Origin of the sequence: Streptomyces sp. NPDC047081 (genome assembly GCF_040643775.1) — a bacterium.
GTDB lineage: Bacteria > Actinomycetota > Actinomycetes > Streptomycetales > Streptomycetaceae > Streptomyces.
On sequence record NZ_JBEYUY010000017.1, the window covers coordinates 200466 to 219181 of the forward strand.

The window sequence follows — 18716 nt, forward strand, 5'->3', positions numbered from 1 at the left end:
TTCCGGTGACGGACAGGTTCGGGCAAGTGACGGACAGTAGGCGACAAATGACAGTGCGTCCGGTTCGGGTGCGCTGGGATGACCCGGACCACGGTGCGCGGCGAAGTGGGGGGTGGACATGGGCGACTTCGTGAGAGTGGAGACGGCCCCGTCGGCTGGGCTGGCCGGCGGCGGGCACTGTGGGTGTGGAGGCGGACCTGTGCGGAGCGGGTCGGGGACCGCGGAAGAAAGGTTCAGGGGCCTGCTGGAGGCGGCTCCGGACGCTATGGTGATCGTCGACGACACCGGGACGATCAAGCTGGTCAACGCCCAGACCGAGGCCCTCTTCGGTTATCGCCGCGAGGAACTGCTCGACCGCCCGGTCGAGTTGCTGATGCCGCACCGCTTCCACGCCCAGCACACTCAGCACCGCGGCGGTTACGCGGCCAACCGCCAGGTCCGCCCGATGGGAGCCGGTCTCGACCTGCACGGACTGCGCAAGGACGGCACGGAGTTCCCGGTCGAGATCAGTCTGAGCCCGCTGGAGACGGCCGACGGGCTGCTCGTCTCCGCGGCCGTGCGCGACGTCAGCGACCGCAAGGCCGCCGAGGCCCGTATCAACGAACTCGCGGCCCTTGTCGAGTCGTCCCAGGACGCGATCCTGGCCAAGACCCTCGACGGGTACATCACCTACTGGAACGCAGCCGCGCAGAGCCTGTACGGCTACACGGCCGAGCAGGCCATCGGCCGACACGTGTCGGTGCTCGCCCCGCCCGACCTGGGCGACGAGATCAGCGCGCTCATGGAACGGCTGCGGCACGGCGAGAAGGTCGAGCACTTCGAGACGCTGCGGGTCACCAGGACCGGCGCCATGCTGGACGTCGACGTCACGCTGTGGCCCACCCGGGACACCGATGGCACGGTCGTCGGCGCGTGCGCCATCGTGCGGGACATCAGCGACCGCAAGCGCGCGGAGGCCGAACTGACCGCGCTGTACGAGCAGCAACGTCACATCGCCCTCACCCTGCAGCGCAGCCTGATGGGCGCCCCGCCGGCCATACCGGGTCTGGCCACCGCGAGCCGCTACCGGCCCGCCACCCAGGGCGCAGGCGTCGGCGGCGACTGGTTCGACCTCATTCCGCTGGGGGCGGACCGGGTCGGTGTGCTGATGGGCGACGTGATGGGCCGTGGTCTGGAGGCGGCTGCCGTCATGGGCCAGTTGCGCTCGGCGGCCCACGCGCTCGCCAAGACCGGCATGCAGCCGCGCCAGCTGATGCAGGCCCTGGACGCCTGCGTGGCCGACCTCGATGTCCCCGACCAGCTCGTGACCTGCTGCTATCTGGTGATCGCCCCGGACACGGGCACGGTGACCGTGTGCTCGGCCGGTCATCTGCCGACCCTGGTCGCCGCTCCCGGCCAGGGAGTGCACGGCCTGGACTCCCCCGTCAACGCACCGCTGGGCGTCGGCGGCGTCCTCTACCAGCAGTCCTGCATGGCCATCCCGCCGGGCGCCACCCTCGTCCTCTACACCGACGGGCTCATCGAGACGCCCGACAGCGACATCGAGGGCCGGGTCAGCGAACTCGCCGTCGTCCTGGAGGAGTCCTTCACCGACACCGCCTGCCTGGAGACCGTCGCCGACAGCGTCCTGGCCGGCCTGCTGCCCGACGCGGACAGCCACAACGACGACGTCACCCTGCTGCTGGCGCAGTTGCCGGCCGCGCCGCTGGCGTCCCTGAGCACCGATCTGGACGCCGTGCCGTCGTCCGTGCCCGAGGGACGGGCCTTCCTGCACAAGGCGCTCGTCGCCTGGGACTGCACCGACGCCCGGGACGACGCGGTCCTGCTGCTGTCGGAGACCCTGACCAACGCCGTCCAGCACGCCGTCGGCCCCATCGTCCTGCAGCTGCGCCGCACCGAGTCGGAGCTCACCGTCGAGGTCAGCGACCACAGTCCGCACCTCCCCCAGCCGCGCCTGGCGGCCGACGACGAGGAGTCCGGCCGGGGCCTGATCCTGGTCCGCGCGCTCGCCGCGGACTGGGGCGTGCGCCCCACCGACGAGGGCAAGACCACCTGGTTCACGCTCAAGCTGTGAGCGCGAAGGCGCGATCGACGGCTCGGGGCCGTTCGGCCCCTTCCTGAGGCCACGCAGCCCCTGCCCGCGCACACCCGCTCGCCGGACGCTGGAGGTGCGGAGGTCCGCCGGGAAGAGTGCGGACAGCGATCCGGGGAGGTGTCGGCCGTGCTTCGCCCCGTTGTCGTAGGCCTGGACGGTTCACGTGAGAGCCTCGCCGCCGCCGACTGGGCGGCCGGGGAGGCGTTGCGGCGCGGCCTGCCGCTGCGCCTGGTGCACGCGTGGGAGGGCCTGTCCCCCGACGTGTCGCAACTGCCCGAGCTGGAGGCGCCGCGCTACTGGGCCCGGCGGATCCTGCGCGGGGCCATGGACGAGCTCAACGAGCGTCATCCGCAGGTCTATCTGAGCGCCGAGCAAATCCCGAGGCCGGCTGCTGACGCGCTGGTCGCGGCAGGTGACGAGGCCGAGCTGCTCGTGCTGGGCAGCCGGGCGTTCAGCGGGTTCGGCGGCTTCATGGCCGGGTCCGTGGCGCTCGCCACCGTGGCCCATGTGGCCAGGCCCGTGGTGCTGGTGCGGGCCGACCGGACCGCCGAGGACGACCATCTGCCGAACACGGAGGGCCGCCCTTCGGTCCACACCCCGTACCGCGATGTGGTGGTCGGTCTGGACACCGCCCATTCCTGCGAGGAACTGCTGGCGTTCGCCTTCGAGAGCGCCGCGCTGCGTTCGGCGCCGCTGCTGGTGGCCCACGCCTGGCATCTCCCGTACGCCCCGCCCGCGACGGCGGCCACCATGAGCATCACCGCGCAGCGGACGGCCGAGCAGATCCTGGCCGGTGCGCTCGGGCCGTGGCAGGAGAAGTATCCGACGGTTCAGGTCCGGACGCTGGTGGAGGACGAGCGCCCGGCACAGCTGTTGCTGCACGCCGCGCGGGACGCGGGACTGCTGGTCGTCGGCCGCAGGCTCCGTCCGGGCAGGCTCGGCGCGCACACCGGACCGGTCGCGCACGCGGTGATGCACCACGTCCGCTGCCCGGTCGCGATCGTCCCGCACGAGTGACCCGTCCGTAGCCACGGATCCCAGTCCGGAAGGGAAGGTGCCGTGTTCCAGGTTCGTATCCACGGCCGTGGCGGCCAGGGTGCCGTCACGGCCGCCGAGTTGTTGTCGGTGGCGGCGTTCATGGAGGACCGCCACGCGCAGGCGTTCCCCAGCTTCGGATCGGAGCGGACGGGGGCGCCGGTGGTGGCCTTCTGTCGCATCGACGACCGGCCCATCCGGGTGCGCGAGCCCGTCATGCGGCCCGACGCGCTGGTGGTCCAGGACCCCACGCTGCTGCATCAGGTGAACGTCTTCGAAGGGCTGCGGCCCGGCGGTGACGTGCTGATCAACTCACCGCGATCCGCCGCCGACCTGGGCCTCGCGGAGTTCACGGGTCATGTCCTCACCGTCCCGGCCACCGCGTTCGCCGTACGCCACTTCGGCAGGCCCGTGCCGAACATCGTCCTGCTCGGCGGCCTTGCCGCACTCACCGGCTGCGTGACGATCGACTCGCTCACCGCCGCCGTCCACGAACGGTTCCCCGGCGAGCTGGGGCGGGCCAACGCCGCCGCGGCCCGGGAGGCCCACGCCCATGTCAGCAAGGCCCAGCGGGAGGAGCGGGCGCATGCTCAAGCAGACTGAGGGCTCGCGTGCGGTCGCCGAGACCGTCGCCTGCTGCCGGCCCGAGGTGATCGCGGCGTATCCGATCTCGCCGCAGACGCACATCGTCGAGGAGCTCAGCCGCCTGGTGAAGTCAGGGGCGCTGAAGCCGTGCGAATACGTCAACGTCGAGTCGGAGTTCGCCGCGATGTCGATGTGCATCGGGGCTTCGGCCGCAGGGGCTCGCACGTACACAGCGACTGCGAGCCAGGGCCTGCTGTACATGGTGGAGGCGCTCTACAACGCCTCCGGGCTCGGGCTGCCGATCGTGATGACGGTCGCCAACCGGGCCATCGGCGCGCCCATCAACATCTGGAACGACCACAGCGACTCCATGTCGCAGCGCGACTCGGGCTGGATCCAGCTGTACGCGCGTGACAACCAGGAGGCCGCCGACCTGCATCCGCAGGCCTTCCGGCTGGCCGAGGAGCTGTCGCTGCCGGTGATGGTGTGCATGGACGGCTTCGTGCTCACCCACGCCTGGGAGCGGATCGAAGTGCCGGAGCAGGCGCAGGTGGACGCGTTCCTGCCGCCGTACGAGCCCCGTCAGGTGCTGGACCCGGAGGACCCCGTGTCGATCGGCGCGATGGTCGGGCCGGACGCCTTCACCGAGGTGCGCTATCTGGCGCACGCCAAGCAGATGCAGGCGCTGGACGCGATCCCGCGGGTGGCCGAGGAGTTCCGGCAGGTCTTCGGGCGGCGCTCCGGCGGGCTGGCGCATCCGTACGCCTGTGAGGACGCCGAGACGATCGTGGTCGCGCTCGGCTCGGTGTTCGGGACGGTGTGCGACGTCGTCGACGAGATGCGGACGCGCGGGGTGCGGATCGGTGCCCTGGCGATCACGTCCTTCCGGCCCTTCCCACTGGACGCGGTACGGGCCGTGCTCGGCGGCGCGCGACACGTGGTCGTGCTGGAGCGGGCGTTGGCGGTCGGCATCGGCGGGATCGTGTCGGCGAACGTCCGGACCGCGCTGTCCGGCATCCAGCTCGACGGTCACACGGTGATCGCCGGGCTCGGCGGGCGCCCGATCACCAAGGCGTCCCTGCACCGGCTGTTCGACGACGCGATGGCCGGGAAGCTGGAGCAGCTGACCTTCCTCGATCTCAACACCGAGCTGGTGGACCGTGAGTTGGCGCGGATGGCGAAGACCAGGCGATCGGGTCCGTCCGCCGAGAACATCCTGCGCGATGTGGGGAGCAACCGATGAGCGCCACGCAACAGGTCAAGTTCTACCAGGTGGGCAGCTTCGCCGCCGGAAACCGGCTGCTGGGACCCGAGTCGCAGTCCGACCAGGCCGACCCGGCCCGATCCAACGCGCTCACCTGCGGCCACCGGGCCTGCCAGGGCTGCGGCGAGGCGCTCGGCGCCCGCTACATCCTGGACGCCGCCCAACGGGCGTCCGGCGGCAAGGTGATCGCCGTCAACGCGACGGGCTGTCTGGAGGTGTTCTCCACCCCGTATCCGGAGACGTCGTGGCAACTGCCGTGGCTGCACTCGCTGTTCGGCAACGCCCCCGCGGTCGCCGCCGGGGTGGCGGCAGCCCTGCGGGCCAAGGGCCGTACGGACATCCGGGTGGTCGGGCAGGGTGGCGACGGCGGCACCGTCGACATCGGCCTCGGCTGTCTGTCGGGGATGTTCGAGCGGGGCGACGACGTCCTGTACGTCTGTTACGACAACGAGGCCTACATGAACACCGGCGTGCAGCGCTCGGGGGCCACTCCCCCGACCGCGCGCACCGCCACCACGCAGGCGGTCGGCGAGGAGCCCGGCGCCCCCTTCGGGCAGGGCAAGAGCCTGCCGCTGATCGCGATGGCCCACCAGATCCCGTACGTCGCCACGGCCACCGTCGCGGGACTGCGCGACCTGGAGGCCAAGGTGCACCGGGCGATGGGGATGCGCGGCGCCCGCTATCTGCATGTGCTGGTGCCCTGCCCGCTGGGCTGGGGCACGGCCTCCCACGACACGGTGCGGATCGCCCGGCTGGCCGAACAGACCGGCCTGTTCCCGGTGTTCGAGGCCAGGGACGGCGAGGTCACCGACGTGACGCGGATCCGGCGGCGCCTGCCCGTCGAGGAGTACCTGCGCCCGCAGAAACGGTACGCGCACCTCTTCGAGCCGGAGCTGCGTACCGATGTCATCGCCCGGCTGCAACGGGCCGCCGACCGCAACATCAGCCGTTTCGGGCTGCTGGCACAGGAGGACGTGCCGTGAAGGACAAACCGTTCGCCATCACCCTGAACGTCGGCTCCAGCCTCGCCAACCACACCGGCGCCTGGCGCACCGAACGACCGCTCTACGTCGACCGGTTGCCGCCGTGCAACCAGGCGTGCCCGGCCGGGGAGAACATCCAGCAGTGGCTGTACCACGCGGAGAGCGGCGACTACGAGTCCGCCTGGCGGCAGCTGATGCGGGACAACCCGCTGCCCGCCGTCATGGGCCGCGTCTGCTACCACCCGTGCGAGACCGCCTGCAACCGCGTCCAGGTCGACAACGCGGTCGGCATCAACTCGATCGAGCGGTTCCTGGGCGACGAGGCCATCAGGCGGGGCTGGAGCATCGAGGCCCCGGCGGAGTCGAGTGGGAAGCGTGTCCTGGTCGTCGGGTCCGGTCCGGCCGGACTGTCGGCCGCGTACCATCTGCGGCTGCTCGGACACGAGGTGACGGTCCGCGAGGCGCAGCACAAGCCCGGCGGCATGATGCGGTACGGCATCCCGCGCTACCGGCTGCCGCGCGAGGTGCTGGGCGCGGAGATCGACCGGATCACGGCCATGGGCGTCACCCTCGAACTCGGCACCAAGGTCGACGACGTGCTCACCGCGCAGGCCGACGGCGGCTTCGACGCCGTGTTCCTGGCCGTGGGCGCGGGCATCGGCAAGCGCGCCTACATCCCGGCCGGGGACAGCGCGCGCATCCTCGACGCGGTGTCCGTGCTGGGCAGCATGGAGGGCGAGGGCCCGCCGCTCCTCGGTCGCAGGGTCGCCGTCTACGGCGGCGGCAACACGGCCATGGACGCGGCCCGCACCGCACGCCGGCTCGGTGCGACGGAGGCCGTGGTGGTCTACCGGCGCACCCGGGACCGTATGCCCGCCCATGACGTCGAGGTCGAGGAGGCGCTGGAGGAGGGCGTGCGGATGAAGTGGCTGTCCACCATCAAGCACGCCGAAGAGGGCCGGCTGACCATCGAGCGGATGGAACTGGACGAGACCGGATTCCCGCAGCCCACCGGCGAGTTCGAGGAACTGGAGGCGGACAGCGTGGTGCTCGCGCTGGGCCAGGACTCCGACCTGTCCCTGCTGCGGGACGTGCCGGAGCTGACCCTCGACCACGGCATGGTGCGGGTCGCCGACGGTCTGATGACGGGCCGTCAGGGCATCTTCGCCGGCGGCGACATGGTGCCCGCGGAGCGGACGGTGACCGTGGCGGTGGGGCACGGCAAGAAGGCGGCGCGGCACATCGACGCGTATCTGCGCGGCACGGTGCACGAGCCCGGCCCCAAGCACGCCCTCGCGTCCTCCGACCGGCTCAACACCTGGTACTACTCCGACGCCCCGGCCTCGGTGCGGCCGACGCTCGAAGTCGCCCGCCGGGTCTCGACGTTCGACGAGGTCGTGCAGGGACTCGACGAGTCCACCGCCCTGTTCGAGGCGCGGCGCTGCATGTCGTGCGGGAACTGCTTCGAGTGCGACAACTGCTACGGCGTCTGCCCGGACAACGCGATCACCAAGCTGGGCCCTGGCAAGGGGTTTTCGATCGACCTCGACTACTGCAAGGGGTGCGGTCTGTGCGCGGCCGAGTGTCCGTGCGGGGCGATCGAGATGGTGCCGGAGGAGTGACCTGTCCTGTCACTTCTCGTCGAAGACCAGGTCCTCCGGCGGGTGAGTGAGTTTCACGGCGTCGGCGGCGACGTCGACGACGGTGTCGAAGCCGGTCCACTGACCATTGGAGACGATGAGCAGCCGGTCGTCGCGCTGGGCGAGGTAGGCGTGGAAGCCGTCGAGCGAGGGGTTCCCGTCGCCCAGTACGAGGTAGTCGGCCAGGCGGCGGAACAGCTTGGGCAGCAGTACCGCGGACGTGGTCAGCGAGTCCAGCCCGGTGATCTTCGCGCCGCTCTGGGTCTGGTCGCTCTGCCACAGCCCCTTGTCCGCCGCCCGTGCCTCCTGCGCCGCAGTGGCCATGGCCTCTCGGAGGTCGACGAAGAGCTGACGGTAGAAGGTGGGGTAGGCCAGTCCCTCGGCGAGCTGATGGTGGTTGAGCGTGTCGAGGAGATCGGAGACCTCGAACCTCACGAAGGTGCCGCTCGGGCCGGGAGCGGCACCGACACCGGCGAAGGCCACGCACCGGCCGTGCACGTCCGCGCTGCGGGTGAAGATGTAGCCGGGCCGGGATTCCGGGGTGGCCCGTTTGACGATGCCGCGGCTGTCGCGCTCGACGTCGCTGAAACCCAGCCGGTCGAGCAGCTCCTCGGCGGCCTTGGCTGCGTAGGGCGCGGGCTGGTGGAGTTCGGGTCCGTGCGGCGGACGGTAGTGGGTCTCCAGGGTGTCGATGCCGTCCAGCCGCAGCTGGGCGCCGCCCGCCTGGTTGCGCCGTACCCTTCGTCCTCGCAGCAGGTCCCACTGGCTGGGATCGGCGGGGTAGAAACGCACTGAGTCCCCGTCCGGACTCGCCCCGACGATCCTGTACACACCCTCGATCAGCAGCATCGACATGGCGGATCCCCCTTCCGGTCACGGTGAACTCACTGTGACCGGAAGGGCGATGGGGAGCACCGGCGTGATACAGAATCGGGCCGAAGCTCGTACAGGTGACGGACAGGACAGAACCCCCGCGACGTACACGGGGGTTCACCGCGTCCGGTGTCAGCCGACGAACTCGCCGACCGCCGTCTTCAGTTCACTCAGTCCCTTCTTCGCGTCGGTGAAGAACATCCCGGTCTTGGGGTTGGTGTAGAGCTCGTTGTCGATTCCGGCGTAGCCGTGGCCCATCGACCGCTTGATGACGACGACGCTCTTCGCCTTGTCGACGTCGAGGATCGGCATGCCGGAGATCGCGTTGCCGGGCTTGCGGGCAATCGGGTTGGTGACGTCGTTCGCGCCGATGACGAGGGCGACGTCGGCCTGCGGGAACTCGGGGTTGACCTCGTCCATCTCCTTCAGCTGCGGATAGGGGACGTTGGCCTCGGCCAGCAGCACGTTCATGTGCCCGGGCATCCGGCCCGCGACCGGGTGGATGGCGTAGCTGACCTCGACGCCGTGGTCGGTCAGCAGCTGGGCCAGGTCGCCGAGTTCGTGCTGGGCCTGGGCGGCGGCGAGACCGTAGCCGGGGACGAAGACGACCCGGCTCGCGTACGCCAGCTGGACGGCCACGTCGTCCGCGGAGACCGAGCGGACCTGGGCCGGGGCTCCGCCGGTCGCGGCGGGAGCGCTGTCGCCGGTGCCGAAGCCTCCGACCACCACGTTGGCGATCGAGCGGTTCATGGCGTCGGCCATCAGCTTGGTCAGGATGCCGCCCGAGGAGCTGACGAGCATGCCCGCGATGATCAGCGCGGTCTCGTCGAGGACGAAGCCCGCCATCGCGACGGCCGAGCCGGTGAAGGCGTTCAGCAGGGCGATGACGACCGGCATGTCGGCGCCGCCGATGGGCAGCACCATCGTCACCCCGAAGAGCAGGGCGACGGCCACGAGCCCGTACAGGGCGGTCGAGGAATCCGGCGACAGGACCAGCCAGACCGTGCCGGCGACGAAGGACAACGGCAGCGCCACGTTCAGCAGCCGCGCTCCCGGAAAGACCACCGGCGCGCCGGAGACGACGCCTTGCAGCTTGCCCGCGGCGATCAGCGATCCGGAGAAGGTGACCGCGCCGATGACGATGTCCAGGGCGCCCGGGAGGGAGACCCGTGCGCCCAGCGCGGCCGGGTCGTCGGCCTGGAGCAGGTCGTTGACCGCGATGAGTGCGGCCGCCCCGCCGCCCACCGCGTTGAACAGGCTGACCAGTTGGGGCATGGCGGTCATCTTGACCTCGCGCGCGGCGTACAGGCCGAGCGCGCCGCCGACGAGCCCGCCCGAGACGAGCACGAGCCAGCCGGTGGTGGTGATAGTCCCCTCGTGGACCACCAGCCACACCGTGGCCGCGATCGCGACGGCCATGCCCGAGGCGGAGATCGCGTTGCCACGGCGGGCCGTACGGGGGTGGTTCATCAGGTGCAGGCCGAGGACGAAGCAGACGGCCGCGGCCAGGAAGACGTAATGCACGGCGTTGGAGACGGTGTCCATGGCGCTCACACCTCCGCCTTGTCGCCGCTGCGCGGCTTGGCCCTGAACATCTCCAGCATCCGGTCGGTGACGACATAGCCGCCGACGACGTTCGTCGCGCCGAACACCATGGCGACGAAGGCGAGGACGTAGCCGAGCCAGGTGTGCGACTCGGCCGCGATCAGCATGGCGCCGATGACGACGATGCCGTGCACCGAGTTCGAGCCGGACATCAGGGGTGTGTGCAGGGTCGCGGGGACCTTGCTGATGACCTCGACGCCGACCAGCACGCTCAGCACGAAGACGGTGATCGCGGTGAGGAGATCGAGGTTGTTCATGAGGACACGCCTCCCTTCTCGGATGCTCCTCCCATGAGCGCGGCCGTGATCTCGTCGCCCGGGTCGAGGACGAGTTCGCCGTCGCGCACGAGGTGCCGCAGGAGCGCGACGAGATTGCGGGCGTAGGCCGTGGAGGCGGCGGTCGCCATCGCGGACGGCAGACGTCCGGCTCCGATGACGGTGACGCCGTTGTCCAGCACGACCGTCTTCTCCGGCTCGGAACCCTCGACGTTGCCGCCGAGTTCGCTCGCGGCGAGGTCGACGACGACCGAGCCGGGCTTCATGGCCTCGACGGCGGCCGCGGTCACCAGCAGCGGCGGCCTGCGGCCCGGCACCTGCGCGGTCGTGATCACGATGTCGGTACGGGCGATGTGGGCGTCCAGCGCCTCCCGCTGGGCCGCCTGCTCCGCCGCCGACAGCTCCCGTGCGTATCCGCCCTGTCCGGCGCCCGATTCGGTGCCTGGCGGGCGCTGTACGTCCAGGAATCGGGCGCCGAGCGACTCCACCTCCTCTCGGGACTCGGGGCGTACGTCGTACGCCGTGACGACGGCGCCGAGGCGGCGGGCGGTGGCGATCGCCTGCAGCCCGGCCACTCCGGCACCGAGGACCAGGACCTGCGCCGGACGCATGGTGCCCGCCGCGGTGGTCAGCATCGGGAAGAAGCGGTCGTACGAATCGGCCGCCAGCACCGCCGCCTTGTAGCCGGCGACACTGGCCTGGGAGGTCAGCGCGTCCATGGACTGGGCGCGGCTGAGGGTGCGCGGCAGCAGATCGAGGCTCACCGGGCGAACTCCGCGCCGGTACAGCTCCTGCACGAGGGCGAGGTGGCGCAGTGGTTCGAGCAGGCCGATCAGGGTCTGCCCGCTGCGCAGCGCCTGCGCGGTCTCCGGATCCGGCGGGCCGACGCACAGGACGACGTCCGCGTGTGCGTACAGCTGTTCCGGGGGTACGACCCGTGCGCCGACGTCGGTGTACTCGGCGTCCGTGAACCAGGCGCCGGCTCCGGCCCCGGCCTCGATCAGGACGTCGAGTCCGGCCCGGCGCAGAAGGGTGACGGCCTCGGGGACGAGGGCGACGCGGCGTTCGCCGGGCGCCCGTTCCCGTACGGCACCTACGGTGACGGTGGCCATGATCTGCTGCCTCTCTCTGTGACCCGTGTGGTGGCGGGTCTCAGAACTCGAAGACGAGCCGGGCTTCGGCCCGTCCGCCGAGGACCTCGTCGAAGGAGTCGTTGACCTCGTCCAGTCGCCGGGTCTCGGCGATGACCTGGGTGCGTCCGGCCGCGTGCAGCGCGAACACCTCGGTCAGGTCCTGACGGGTGCCGACGATGGAGCCGATGACCGAGATGCCGCCCAGGACGGTCTCGAAGATCGGCACGTTGATGGCCGCGTCGTCCGCGGGCAGGGCGACCATGACGAGCCGTCCGCCGCGGTTGAGGGACCGGTACGCCTGCTCGAACGCCTTGGGTGCGGCGGCCAGCACCACCGCGACGTCCGCGCCGCCGGCCTTCTTGATCTCCTCGACCGGGTCGTGGGTGCGGGCGTTGACGATCTGGTCGGCGCCGAGCCGGTGGGCCAGGCCCAGCTTGTCGGGTTCCAGGTCGACGGCGGTGACGAGGCCTCCCACCAGGCGTGCGTACTGCAGTGCGAGGTGGCCGAGGCCGCCGACGCCGAAGACCGCGACGCGCTCGGCCGGGACCACGCGGGCGACCTTGATCGCCTTGTACGTGGTGACGCCCGCGCAGGTCAGGGGCGCCGCGTCGAAGGACGTGACCCCGTCCGGGACCCGGACGACCGCGCCCGCGCTCGCGACGGCGTACTCGGCGTAGCAACCGTCCACGGAGTAGCCGGAGTTGACCTGCGCCTCGCACAGGGTCTCCCAGCCGGAGACGCAGTAGCGGCAGGTGCCGCAGGACGAGCCGAGCCACGGGACGGCGACCCGCTTGCCGATCAGGTCTGCGGAGACGCCGGCGCCGACGGCGGTCACGGGGCCGATGCCCTCGTGCCCGGGGATGAACGGCGGCCGCGGCTTGACGGGCCAGTCGCCGTGGGCGGCGTGGATGTCGGTGTGGCAGAGACCGGAGGCCTCCATCTTGACGAGCACCTGGCCGGGGCCGGGCTCGGGTGTCGGCAGCTCCTGGATCTCCAGGGGCTTGCCGAAGTCGGTGACGACTGCTGCCTTCATCGTTCCTCTCCTCGACTGGTCTGTTTCCGGGTCGCCCTGACCCGGGTCACGAAGTGCAGCCCGTCTCCGGCTGCGAGGGAGAATCCGCCGCCCGGGAAGCACATCGGGTCGCTGCCGTCGCAGCAGCCGCCCGACTGGACGAACATCACCGGCCCGCCGTGGGAGGCGCACAGGGCCGTGATCGCCCTGCGCGCCGCCCGCGTGGCGGTGACGCGTCCGACGGTGCCGTTCTCGGGCATGTCGCCGCACCCCTCCTAGAACAGCCCGAGCGGCTTGTCGCTGTAGCTGACCAGGAGGTTCTTGGTCTGGCTGTAGTGCTCGAGCATCATCTTGTGCGTCTCGCGGCCGATGCCGGAGACCTTGTAGCCACCGAACGCGGCACCCGCGGGGTACTGGTGGTAGCAGTTCGTCCAGACGCGGCCGGCCTTGATGGCCCGGCCCATCCGGTAGGTGCGGCCGGTGTCGCGGCTCCACACGCCGGCCCCGAGGCCGTACAGCGTGTCGTTGGCGATCTCCAGGGCCTCGGCCTCGTCCTTGAAGGTGGTGACGGCGAGGACGGGTCCGAAGATCTCCTCCTGGAAGACCCGCATCTTGTTGTGGCCCTTGAGGACGGTCGGCTCGTAGAAGTAGCCGTCCGTGAACTCGCCGCCGATGGTGGGCCGGTGACCGCCCGTCAGGAGTTCGGCGCCCTCCTTCACCCCGATCTCCACGTACGACGCGATCTTCTCGACCTGCTGCCTGGACACCTGCGGGCCGATCATGGTCGCGGTGTCCAGCGGGTCGCCCTGCCTGATGGCGCGGATGCGTTCCAGGCAGCGGCCCATGAACTCCTCGTAGATGTCCTCCTGGATCAGCGCGCGGGAGGGGCAGGTGCACACCTCGCCCTTGTTGAACGCGTAGAGCACCAGGCCCTCGACGGCCTTGTTGAGGAAGTCGTCGTCGGCCGCGGCCACGTCGTTGAAGAAGATGTTCGGCGACTTGCCGCCCAGCTCCAGGGTGACCGGGATGATGTTCTGCGCCGCGTACTGCATGATCAGCCGGCCGGTGGTGGTCTCCCCGGTGAAGGCGACCTTGGCGATGCGCTTGTTGGTGGCGAGGGCCTTGCCGATCTCGGCGCCGGGTCCGTTGACGACGTTGACCGCGCCGGGCGGCAGGATGTCGCCGACGACCTCCATCAGCTTCAGGATCGACCAGGGGGTCGGGGAGGCGGGCTTGAGCACCGAGGTGTTGCCCGCGGCGAGCGCCGGGGCCAGCTTCCACGCGGCCATCAGCAGCGGGAAGTTGAAGGGGATGATCTGGCCGACCACGCCCAGCGGCTCGTGGAAGTGGTAGGCGATCAGGTCCTTGTCGATCTCGGTGATCTCGCTCTCCTCGGCCCGGATCGCGGCCGCGAAGTAGCGGAAGTGGTCGGCCGCCAGGGGGATGTCGGCGGCCAGGGTCTCGCGCACCGGCTTGCCGTTGTCCCAGCTCTCGGCGACCGCGAGTTCCTCGCGGTGGGCGTCGATCGCGTCGGCCACCTTGTTCAGGACGGCGGCGCGCTGGGCCGTGGAGGCCTCCCCCCAGGCGTCCTTGGCGGAGTGCGCGGCGTCCAGGGCGAGTTCGATGTCCTCGGCGCCCGACTTCGGGACCTCGCACAGCGGCTTCGCCGTCGCGGGGCACAGGTTGACGGAGTACTGGCCGGTGCTGGGCGCCTGCCACTTGCCACCGATGAAGTTCTCGTACCGGGGCGCGACGTCCACAGGACTGCCGGGCCTGCCGGGAGGGTCGTACTTCATGATCGTCCCCTTTCCTGACACGACGATCGGGTGATGGTCCAGACGCTAGGAGCGGGAACGCTGCAACCACGCTGCATGCCGGACGAGCTGCGGTCCGGCCGTCAGCCGGGAGTCCAGTGCGCGGGCGCGGGCCGCTGCGGCGGCCCGCTGCGCCGAGCCGCCCGGAAGCCGGTGGGCGAGGGCCAGCCACGCGGAGGCGTCGGCGGCGCCCCATTCGGCGCCCACCCAGCGGCGCAGCAGCGTGGTGTCGCCGGCGGCGAGTACGGCGCCGCGCAACTGCTGTTCCAGGGCGCGCCGTTGCTCCACCACCACGGGCGCATCGGAGCGCGGCAGCAGCGGACCGGGGTAGCGGGCGAGCGCCTCGGCCACCCGGCCCGCCGCGAGCAGCTCGGCCACCTCGGTGAAGTCGCTGCGCACGCCGCACAGCAGCGCGTACGGGCGTGAGCCGAGCAGGCCGGGGCCGAGCACCGCGCGCAGCCGGGTCATCTCGGCACGCAGGGTCGAGGCCGGCACCTCCCGCTCGGACAGGTCGACGGCGAGCCGTTCCCCGCTCACCCCATGGCCCGCGAGGGCCAGTGCGACGACGATCTCGCTGTGCCGCGGGCTGAGCGGGAACAGGCGCCCCTGTGTCTCCAGCACCGCGCTGTCGCGGCCCAGCGCGGTCAGCCGCGCGCCGGTGCCCGGCAGTCCGGACGGCCGGTGTGCGAGCTCCGCCTCCGCCGCCAGCGCGGCCGCACGCACGGCGGCGAACGCGGGAGGCGTGGCGATGGTGGCACCGCCCGTGAGGTCCACGACGCCCAGAACCCGGCCGTTGGCGAGGTCCCTGACGGGCGCGGCGGCACAGGACCAGTCGTGCACCGCCGGGCTGTAGTGCTCGCCGGCCACGATCTGGACGGGGCGCGCCAGTTGCAGCGCGGTGCCGGGGGCATTCGTCCCGGCCTGTGCCTCGGCCCACAGGGCGCCCTCGGCGAAGTTCATGGACTCGGCCCGCCGCAGGGTGGTGGAGTCCCCCTCCACCCACAGCAGCGTCCCGTCGGCGTCGCCGACCGCGAAGAGATGCCCGTCGTCGGCGGCGCCGGCCCCGAGCAGCTCCCGGAACAGGGGCAGCACGGCGGCCAGTGGATGGGTACGGCGATAGGCGGTCAGTTCCTCCGGTGTGGCCCGCACAGGCGGCAGCCGGCCGCCGTCGGCCCGTACGTCCGACGCGGCGCAGCGCCGCCACGACTCGACGACCAGGCCGCGCACGGCCCGCGGTGCTCCGGGCGAGTCCGCGAGCCGCTCGTGCGCGGTGCGCAGCGCGGAACCCGAGGCCGCTGTGGAAGCGTCCATGTCACCTCCTGCATGCCGTCCTCCCGGACCGGCACCACCAGCCTCGCCCCCGCGCGGGGAGGGCTGGAGAGGCCGAACGTCCCTGCGGCAGGGGCCGCTCGGGCTCGGGTCGGGAGGAACTCGGCGTCATGCGCACAGTGAGGTGGCGCGGCGAGGACGCTACTTCGGGGACACCGGCGCATGCCACACGAGCACGGTGCCGCCTTCCTCGCCGCCGCCGAACTCCAGGGCTCCGCCCAGCTGTTCGGCCCGCTCGGCCATGTTGCGCAGGCCACTGCGCCGGCCCTCGGGCGGGATGCCCACGCCGTCGTCCGACACCGTCAGCCGGACCTCCCCGCCGGCCAGCTCCAGGACGACGTCGCTGCGGCGGGCCCGGGCGTGCCGGGCGACATTGGTGAGCGCCTCGGACAGCACGGCCACCACGTGGTCGGCGACCTCCCGCGGCACGTCGGTGTCCAGCAGGCCCTCCATCCGCAGGCTCGGCGCGAAGCCGAGCACCGGGGCCGCCTCGCCGACCGCGCGCACCACGCGGGCCCGCAGGCCGGTCCCGGCGCCGCCCTCACGCGCGCGCAGACCGAAGATCGTCGATCTGATGATCTTGATGGTCTCGTCCAGGTCGTCGACCGCCCGCACCACCCGGTCGGCGGCCTCCTCGTGCTCGATGAAGCGGCCCGCGCTCTGCAGGGTCATGCCGGTCGCGAACAGCCGCTGGATCGCCAGGTCGTGCAGGTCCCGGGCGATCCGGTCGCGGTCCTTGAGCACCGCGATCTCCTCGGCGTCCCGCCTGCGCTCCGCCAGTTCCATCGCGATGGCGGCCTGCGCGGCGAAGGCCTGCAGGGGCACGGTCTCCGTCGCCGTGTACGCCGGCTGGCCCGCCCTGCGCGCCAGCAGGACCACGCCCCGGGGGCCCGCCTCGCCGGTGCCGACGGGCACGGCCACGGCGGGACCCAGGCCCTGGAAGCGCGGCGGCTCCAGGGAGATCCGCTCGTCCTGGGACGCGTCCTCGCTGGTGATCGGGGCGGCCGCGGAGAACGCCAGCCCCATCAGGCTCGTCTCCATGGGCAGCACGAGGCCCCGGTGGGCCTCGGCGTCCACTCCGACGGCGATCTCCACGGCGAGGGACCCGGTGTCCTCCATGGGCAGCGCGACCACAGCCAGCGCCGATCCGGTGATCTCTCCGGCCCGTTCGGCGATCAGCCCGAGGACCTCGCTGCTGGGGCCACCGGACATCAGGTTGTGGGTGATCTCCGCGTTGGCCTCCAGCCAGCGTTCACGCAGCCTGGACTCCTCGTACAGTCGGGCGTTGTCGATCGCGACACCGGCCGCGACGGCCAGGGTCGCCAGCACCGACTCGTCCTCCTCGTCGAACTGCGCCCCGCCGCGCTTCTCCGTCAGGTACAGGTTGCCGAACACCTGCTCACGCACCCGGATCGGGACTCCGAGGAAGGAGTTCATCGGCGGGTGGTGGGCCGGAAAGCCGTACGACGCCGGGTGCTGGGAGATCTTCACCAGGCGCAGCGGTTCGGGGTGGCGGATGAGTTCCCCGAGGATGCCGTGGCCCTCCGGGTAGGGGCCGATCCTGGCGATCTGCTCGTCGCTGACGCCGACGGTGTGGAAGGCCGACAGCCGCCGGCCATCGGGGCCGATCACACCCAGAGCCGCGTACTCGGCGTCGACGAGTGTCGCCGCGGCCTCGACGATGCTGTGCAGGGCCTGTTCCAGGTCGAGCTCGCGGCCGACCGAGAGCACCGCCTCCAGGAGGCTGTGCACCCGGTCGCGCGTGCCGCGGGCGGCGTCCAGGCGGGCCTGCAACTCCTCCAGCAGATCGTCCAGCCTCAGCTGCGGCAGCCTTATGCGCGCATCCTGGGTCCCCTCAGGACTTCCCACCGGTGCTCCTCCAGCTCCCTAGCGCCGCCGCCGGCCGACCGCGTCGGTCATGTGCCACGGTAACGGCCCAGGGTGCAGGGCGGTACGGGACCCGGCAGGTCGCGCAGGGCTTCGCGCCCGGTCAGACACCCGGAAGGCGGGCGGCGACGTACTCGGTGAGGTCGAGCAGCCGGTTGGTGTAGCCCCATTCGTTGTCGTACCAGCCGAAGACCTTGACCAGCTCGCCGCTGGCCTGGGTCAGCGGGGCGTCCAGGACGCAGGAGGCGGGGTCGCCGACGACGTCGCGGGAGACGATCGGGGCGTCGGAGACCCGCAGCACGCCCTTGAGCGGTCCGTCGGCGGCCTCGCGGTAGGCGGCGTTGACCTCCTCGGCGGTCACGGACCGCTCCAGGAGCACGGTCAGGTCGGTCAGCGAGCCGTCCTCCACGGGCACGCGCACGGCGATCCCGTCGAGGGTGCCGGCCAGCTCCGGCAGGACGAGGCCGACGGCACGTGCCGCTCCCGTGCTGGTGGGGATGATGTTGACGGCGGCGGTGCGGCCCCGGCGCAGGTCCTTGTGCGGGCCGTCCAGGACGACCTGGTCGTTCGTGTAGCCGTGGATGGTGGTCATCAGGCCCTTGACGATCCCGAAGTGCTCGTCGAGCACCTTCACCATGGGCGCCACGCAGTTGGTGGTGCAGGAGGCGTTGGAGACGACGTGGTCGCTGTCCGGGTCGTAGGTGCCTTCGTTGACCCCCATGACGAGGGTGGCGTCGACGTCCTTGCCCGGCACGGACAGCAGGACCTTGCGGGCGCCCGCCTTCAGGTGGGCTCCGGCCTGCTCGCGGGTGCGGAAGCGGCCGGTGGACTCGATGACGACGTCCACGCCGTACTCGCCCCAGGCGAGGGCGGCCGGGTCGCGCTCGGCGGTCACGGCGACGCGGTGGCCGTCCACCGTGAGGGAGTTCTCGTCGTGCTCGACGGTGCGGTGCAGCCGGCCGTAGGTGGAGTCGTACTCCAGCAGATGCGCCAGCGTCGCCGGCGAGGTGATGTCGTTGACCGCGACGACCTCGACCGGTGTGCCGGTGCCGTTCTCCGCCCGCTCCAGCACACAGCGCAGGTAGTTGCGTCCGATACGGCCGAAGCCGTTGATGCCCACGCGTACGCTCATGTCCGTCGCCCTCCCGATCGATGCCCCGGCGTTGTCCGGGGTCTGCCGCCAGCC

The 18716-nt window shown here is 71.5% G+C and carries 16 protein-coding genes; 6 read left to right on the forward strand and 10 right to left on the reverse strand.

Annotation, left to right across the window (positions count from 1 at the left end; translation table 11 throughout):
- Positions 1 to 265: 265 nt before the first annotated feature.
- The 6 genes from ABZ848_RS29895 to ABZ848_RS29920 all read left to right on the forward strand — a co-directional run bounded on the left by ABZ848_RS29895 (position 266) and on the right by ABZ848_RS29920 (position 7584).
- Positions 266 to 2074, forward strand: coding sequence for a PAS domain S-box protein (locus ABZ848_RS29895; RefSeq protein WP_360836870.1), 1809 nt, complete (start codon positions 266 to 268; stop codon positions 2072 to 2074).
- 147 nt (positions 2075 to 2221) lie between these two features.
- Positions 2222 to 3112 (forward strand): universal stress protein, encoded by an 891-nt coding sequence (locus tag ABZ848_RS29900; protein WP_360836872.1) that lies wholly within the window; start codon positions 2222 to 2224, stop codon positions 3110 to 3112.
- Between the two features lie 42 nt (positions 3113 to 3154).
- Positions 3155 to 3733, forward strand: coding sequence for a 2-oxoacid:acceptor oxidoreductase family protein (locus tag ABZ848_RS29905; RefSeq protein WP_360836873.1), 579 nt, complete (start codon positions 3155 to 3157; stop codon positions 3731 to 3733).
- On the forward strand, positions 3717 to 4958 hold the full coding sequence (gene porA, locus ABZ848_RS29910; RefSeq protein ID WP_360836875.1) for a pyruvate ferredoxin oxidoreductase: 1242 nt from the start codon (positions 3717 to 3719) through the stop codon (positions 4956 to 4958). Before ABZ848_RS29905 ends, porA begins: the two co-directional genes overlap by 17 nt.
- Complete coding sequence (locus ABZ848_RS29915; protein ID WP_360836877.1) at positions 4955 to 5962, forward strand: thiamine pyrophosphate-dependent enzyme; 1008 nt, start codon at positions 4955 to 4957, stop codon at positions 5960 to 5962. The genes porA and ABZ848_RS29915 overlap by 4 nt, the downstream gene beginning before the upstream one ends.
- The gene (locus ABZ848_RS29920) at positions 5959 to 7584 is read left to right on the forward strand and encodes an NAD(P)-binding protein (RefSeq protein ID WP_360836879.1); all 1626 of its coding nucleotides are present in this window, start codon (positions 5959 to 5961) and stop codon (positions 7582 to 7584) included. The genes ABZ848_RS29915 and ABZ848_RS29920 overlap by 4 nt, the downstream gene beginning before the upstream one ends.
- Positions 7585 to 7593: 9 nt before the next feature.
- Here the strand turns inward: ABZ848_RS29920 and ABZ848_RS29925 are convergent, their stop codons facing one another.
- From ABZ848_RS29925 to gap, 10 genes are all read right to left on the reverse strand, one after another.
- Entirely contained in the window at positions 7594 to 8457 is an 864-nt protein-coding gene (locus tag ABZ848_RS29925; RefSeq protein ID WP_360836881.1) for a thermonuclease family protein, read from the reverse strand.
- 150 nt (positions 8458 to 8607) lie between these two features.
- The gene (locus ABZ848_RS29930; protein ID WP_360836882.1) at positions 8608 to 10020 is read right to left on the reverse strand and encodes an NAD(P)(+) transhydrogenase (Re/Si-specific) subunit beta; all 1413 of its coding nucleotides are present in this window, start codon (positions 10018 to 10020) and stop codon (positions 8608 to 8610) included.
- Positions 10021 to 10025: 5 nt separating this feature from the next.
- Positions 10026 to 10337, reverse strand: a complete 312-nt coding sequence (locus tag ABZ848_RS29935) for an NAD(P) transhydrogenase subunit alpha (RefSeq protein WP_360836883.1) — start codon at positions 10335 to 10337, stop codon at positions 10026 to 10028.
- Entirely contained in the window at positions 10334 to 11467 is a 1134-nt protein-coding gene (locus tag ABZ848_RS29940) for an NAD(P) transhydrogenase subunit alpha (RefSeq protein ID WP_360836884.1), read from the reverse strand. The genes ABZ848_RS29935 and ABZ848_RS29940 overlap by 4 nt, the downstream gene beginning before the upstream one ends.
- Before the next feature lie 40 nt (positions 11468 to 11507).
- Entirely contained in the window at positions 11508 to 12521 is a 1014-nt protein-coding gene (locus ABZ848_RS29945) for a zinc-dependent alcohol dehydrogenase (protein ID WP_360836886.1), read from the reverse strand.
- Positions 12518 to 12760 carry a DUF779 domain-containing protein gene (locus tag ABZ848_RS29950; protein ID WP_360836888.1) on the reverse strand — a complete coding sequence of 81 codons (243 nt, stop codon included), beginning with the start codon at positions 12758 to 12760 and terminating at the stop codon, positions 12518 to 12520. Before ABZ848_RS29950 ends, ABZ848_RS29945 begins: the two co-directional genes overlap by 4 nt.
- 15 nt (positions 12761 to 12775) lie before the next feature.
- Positions 12776 to 14299 (reverse strand): aldehyde dehydrogenase family protein, encoded by a 1524-nt coding sequence (locus tag ABZ848_RS29955; protein ID WP_360836930.1) that lies wholly within the window; start codon positions 14297 to 14299, stop codon positions 12776 to 12778.
- A 42-nt stretch (positions 14300 to 14341) separates the two neighbouring features.
- On the reverse strand, positions 14342 to 15625 hold the full coding sequence (locus tag ABZ848_RS29960) for a GAF domain-containing protein (RefSeq protein WP_360836890.1): 1284 nt from the start codon (positions 15623 to 15625) through the stop codon (positions 14342 to 14344).
- Positions 15626 to 15784: 159 nt separating this feature from the next.
- Entirely contained in the window at positions 15785 to 17512 is a 1728-nt protein-coding gene (locus ABZ848_RS29965) for a GAF domain-containing protein (RefSeq protein ID WP_360836892.1), read from the reverse strand.
- A 121-nt stretch (positions 17513 to 17633) separates the two neighbouring features.
- Entirely contained in the window at positions 17634 to 18662 is a 1029-nt protein-coding gene (gene gap, locus ABZ848_RS29970) for a type I glyceraldehyde-3-phosphate dehydrogenase (protein WP_360836894.1), read from the reverse strand.
- Between the last annotated feature and the right edge of the window lie 54 nt (positions 18663 to 18716).